Genomic DNA, 4,154 nt, shown 5'->3' with positions numbered 1-4,154 from the left:
TGACGAAGTCCGCATCGGCGAGCGAGACGACCGGGACGCCGGCCGCGCGGGCGGCGAGCGCGGCCGTGGGGCACATGTCGACGACGACCGCCGTCGGCCGGAACTCCTCGACCAGCCGGGCGTCCGCCGCCAGCCGACCCCGCACGCGGTCGATCCGGTGGAACCCCGCCGCGACGGCGAACACCCGCTCCACGTCGGCGAACGGCAGGTACGGCGGCATCGGGTGCCGGGCCGGCGGGCGCGGCGCGTCCGGCCCGGAGTCCAGCACCGGGAACCCGGCCTCCCGGACCATCGCGGGGATGCCGCAGTCCGCGAACGCCACCTCGGCGCCCGCCGCGGCCAGTTCCGCGGCCAGGACCAGGCAGCGGCCGGTGTAGGCCGCGCCGCCGCCCCAGCCCCAGGGGAAGAACAGCACTCGTCCGGTCACTCGTCCTCCTGCTCGCCGTCCGCCTGATACCGCTTCACACCGCTTCACACTGTCCGACACCGCTTCACGCCGTCCGTCACCGCTTCACACCGTCAGCCCGCCGTCCACCGCGATCACCTGTCCGGTCACGTACGACGCGGCGGGGGAGCACAGGAAGGCCACGACCGCCGCGACCTCCTCGGCCCGGGCCGGCCGGCCCAGCGGGGTGCGGCGCATCACGTCCTCGCGCGCCCGGGCCGGCAGGCCGTCGTGCGCGGGCGTCCCGGCGACCAGGCCGGGGGCCACGCAGTTGCAGGTGAGCCCGTACCGCCCGTACTCCCGGGCGACCGTCCACGCCAGCCCGTGCAGCCCCGACTTGCCCGCCGCGTACGCCGCCTGGCCCCGCTGCCCGCGCAGCCCGGCCACCGACGACACCAGCACCACCCGCCCGCCGGGTCGCCGCAGCATCGCCCGCACCCCGGCCCGCAGGCAGCGGAACGCCCCGCCGAGGTTGACCGCCAGCTGCTCCTCCCACTCGTCGTCCGGCACGTCCAGCAGCAGCCGGTCCCGGTGGACGCCGGAGTTGACGACGAGCGCGTCCAGCCGGCCGAACTCCGCGACGGTCGCGTCGACCGCCCGCGTCCCGCCGTCCGGGAGGGACAGGTCGGCCGCCACCGCCACGGCGGCCCCGCCCGCCGCCCGCAGCGCGTCGGCCGTGTCCGCCGCGGCCTTCACGTCGCGGTGCGCGTGCACCGCGACCGCGTGGCCGGCGGCGGCCAGCGCCTGGGCGACGGCCCGGCCCAACGGCCCGGAACCGCCGGTCACCAGGGCGGCCCGGCCGCTCACCGCGCCTCCCGGACGGGGAAGCACGTGTCCTCGATGTGCGCGAACCGGGCCCGCAGCCGCGCCGCCGCCCCGGGATCCGGGGGATCCTCCCGGCCGCCCGCGGCGACCATCGCCTCCCGCAGCCGGTCCAGCGCGGCGAGCAGCGGGCGCCCCAACTCCAGCACGCGGGGGTACACCGCGGCCGGATCCGGCTGCTCGTGCGCCGCGATCAGGGCCGTGCCGAGCCGCTTGGCCCGCAGCCGGGCGTCCAGCGCGGCCGTCCGCACCGCGGCCACGGCGGGGGAGAGGCCGTCCGGCGGGCCCAGCGCCTGCGCGTACAGGAACAACTGCGGCTGGAGGTCGCCCAGGACGAGCACGTGCAGCGCCCGCGCCGGCACCGGACCGAGGCCGCCCGCGGCGCGCCCGCCGAGCTCGTCGAAGAGGACGCGCAGCGCCCGCGCGCCGGCCGACAGCAGCGCGGTGTCCCGGTCCAGCCGCCCGCCCAGGTACGCCTCCGCGTCCCGCCCGTCCGGCGGGCCGGTGACCGCCACCGTGCCCACCCAGGTGAACAGGGCCCGCAGCGCCGGCGTCAGCGTCCAGCGCCGCCGGAAGCCGTCGGCCGGGTCGGCGTCCGTGTCCAGGACCGTGATCACGCCGTCCGCCGGGGACCAGCCGACCGCCAGCACGGCGTGGTCGTGGAAGTGGAAGCGGCCCTCGTACACGTCGCCGGGCAGGTGGTACCGGTCCGGCAGCACCATCACCGGCTCCCCGGCGGCCAGTCGCTCCAGCACGAACGGGACGTTGCGCGCGCCGTCGTCGAACGCCGTCCGGTACGTCACCCGGCAGCCGTCGAAGTCCTTGGCCAGGTCCCGGCCCACTGGGTCGAGCGGGCCGTTGAGCGCCCGCGCGACCGCCAGCGGGCCCAGGCCGCGGAACCGCAGCACCGCCTCGACGCAGCGGAGCACGCAGTTCAGCCCGTCCAGCGCGACGTCCCCCCAGCCCAGCGCCGCGCCGGGGTCGAACCGGGGCGCGGCGGCGGCCGTCCCCGTCACCGCGGCTCCCGCGTGGCGGCCCGGGCGCGGGCGACCAGGGTGTCGGCCAGGTGTCCGAGGTTGTCGAAGACCGTCCAGTCGGTCTCCTCCTCGCTGTAGGGCACGCCCCACGCGTCCTCGAAGCGGGAGAACACCACGATCAGGTCGAGCGAGTCCATCCCGATCTCGTCCAGGGTGGTGCTCGCGTCGAGCCGGTCGGGCAGGTGGGGGCGTTCCGCGAGGACGGTCGTGACGAGCTTCATCACGTCGTCGCGGTCGGGCAGCCGGGGGGTGGCAGCGTCGGTCATCTTCGGTTCCCTTTCGCCGGTGGGAGAGTTGTACGGGCGACCGCGGTCAGCCGCCGTCGTCCGTCAGCAGCGGGCCGCGGCGGATCTTGCCGCTGGGCGTTCTGGGCAGGGCGTCGACCCGTCGGATCACCGCGGGCACCTTCACGGGCGTCAGCAGCTCGCCGGCCCGGCGGCGCAGGGCCGCCGCGTCGAAGTCGCGGGCGTCGGCCTCGACGAACGCCCACACCTGCGTCCCGCCGCCGCCCGGTCCCGGCCGTCCGACGACGGCGCAGTCGCCGACCCCGGGCAGGCCGCGCAGGACGGCCTCCACCTCGGCGGGCGAGACCTTGTTCCCCGCGACGTTGATGAGCGCGTCGGCGCGGCCGGCCAGCCGGAGGCCGCTGTCGGCGCCGAGCACGCCGAGGTCGCCCGTGGCGACCCAGCCGTCCGCGTCGGCGAGCGGCACGGCGCGGCCCGCGCGCATCCGGACGGGGGAGAGGCCGGGGAAGCGGGCCCTCACCGGCTCCGGCCCGTCGGTACCGGCCCGCAGCCCGACGCCGGGCAGCGGCCGGCCGACACCCACGCCGCCGGCCGGGCCGAGAGTGAGCTGGCCCAGCTCGGAGTTGCCGTAGTGGTCGAGGACGGGGACCCCCGCGTCGTGCCAGGGACCGGCCGCGGCGGCCGGCAGGGCCTCGCCCGCGCTGACGCACCGCTTCCAGCGGCCCGCGTTCGGCACGCCGCCGCGCCCCCACCAGTCGAGGACCAGCGGGACCGTCTGCAGCAGGGTCGGCCGGTGCCGCCCGGCCAGGGCGGCGGCCCGGGCCGGGGTCAGCGGGCCGGACGGCACCACCTGGCAGGCGCCCGCCGCCAGGACGGCGAGGGTGCCCGCCTCGATCGCGTAACTGTGGCCCAGCGGGCTGGTGGTGAGCACGACGTCGTCGGCGTCCAGCCCCACCTCGCCGGCGAACACGGCCGAGTTGCGGAACGTGCCCGGCCACTCCCGCGAGATCACCTTCGGCCGGCCGCCGGTCCCCGAACTGGCGACCGCGAACGCCTGCCCCCTCACGTCCCGCCCGGCCGGCCGCAGCCGCGTCACCCGCCCGTCGACGACGAGCAGCTCGGCCCCGAAGTCGTCCAGCGCCGCCGCCCGCTCCGCACCGCCGGCGCGCTCCTGGAGCACCAGCACGGCGGCCCCCAGCGACAGCGCGGCGGCGAACTCGGCCACGGACTCCAGCAGACAGGTGAGCACGACGGCGGTGGGCACGCCCGGCCCGACGCCGGCGCTCTCCAACTCCCGTGCCGTGTCGACTACTTCCCGTTCGAGCTCGGCATAGGTCACCGAGCGCCGCCGGTCCGCGAGCGCCGGCCGGTCGCCCCGGCCGGCACGGCGGTGCCCGGCGAGGACGTCCAGCGGGGTGTCGGGTGCGTCGTCCACGGTCAGCCCTCCCGGTACACGGTGCAGCGGTATGCGTGCCGCCGGCCCATGGCGGTCACGGTGAGGGGCGGTCCCGCGGCGGCCGGACCGTCGCCCGTGAGCGCGGCGACCAGCGCGGCGAGCGGGGCGGTCGCCCGCACGTCCCCGGGCGGGGCGCCGCCCGGCCGCCC

General features: G+C 78.1%; 4 protein-coding genes and 1 pseudogene. All 5 read right to left on the bottom strand.

Annotated elements, in window-relative coordinates; all coding sequences use genetic code 11:
* Nucleotides 1-427 (bottom strand): annotated as a pseudogene (locus JNW98_RS34355) (glycosyltransferase); the annotation flags it as partial.
* Nucleotides 428-511: 84 nt separating this feature from the next.
* Complete coding sequence (locus JNW98_RS34350; RefSeq protein WP_223772206.1) at nt 512-1,252, bottom strand: SDR family oxidoreductase; 741 nt, start codon at nt 1,250-1,252, stop codon at nt 512-514.
* Nucleotides 1,249-2,283, bottom strand: coding sequence for a BtrH N-terminal domain-containing protein (locus tag JNW98_RS34345; protein ID WP_223772205.1), 1,035 nt, complete (start codon nt 2,281-2,283; stop codon nt 1,249-1,251). Before JNW98_RS34345 ends, JNW98_RS34350 begins: the two co-directional genes overlap by 4 nt.
* Nucleotides 2,280-2,570, bottom strand: coding sequence for an acyl carrier protein (locus JNW98_RS34340; RefSeq protein WP_223772204.1), 291 nt, complete (start codon nt 2,568-2,570; stop codon nt 2,280-2,282). The genes JNW98_RS34345 and JNW98_RS34340 overlap by 4 nt, the downstream gene beginning before the upstream one ends.
* 46 nt (nt 2,571-2,616) lie before the next feature.
* Nucleotides 2,617-3,984 carry a class I adenylate-forming enzyme family protein gene (locus JNW98_RS34335; protein WP_223772203.1) on the bottom strand — a complete coding sequence of 456 codons (1,368 nt, stop codon included), beginning with the start codon at nt 3,982-3,984 and terminating at the stop codon, nt 2,617-2,619.
* Nucleotides 3,985-4,154 lie beyond the last annotated feature (170 nt).

It is taken from the genome of Streptomyces huiliensis (genome assembly GCF_020037025.1).
Lineage (GTDB): Bacteria > Actinomycetota > Actinomycetes > Streptomycetales > Streptomycetaceae > Streptomyces > Streptomyces huiliensis.
The sequence above is the reverse complement of the archived record's forward strand: the minus strand, read 5'-3'. Positions and strand labels throughout refer to the sequence as shown.

Coding starts and splice junctions, on each gene's coding strand:
- JNW98_RS34340 (WP_223772204.1), bottom strand. CDS start 2,570: ATGACCGACGCTGCCACCCCCCGGCTGCCCGACCGCGACGACGTGATG.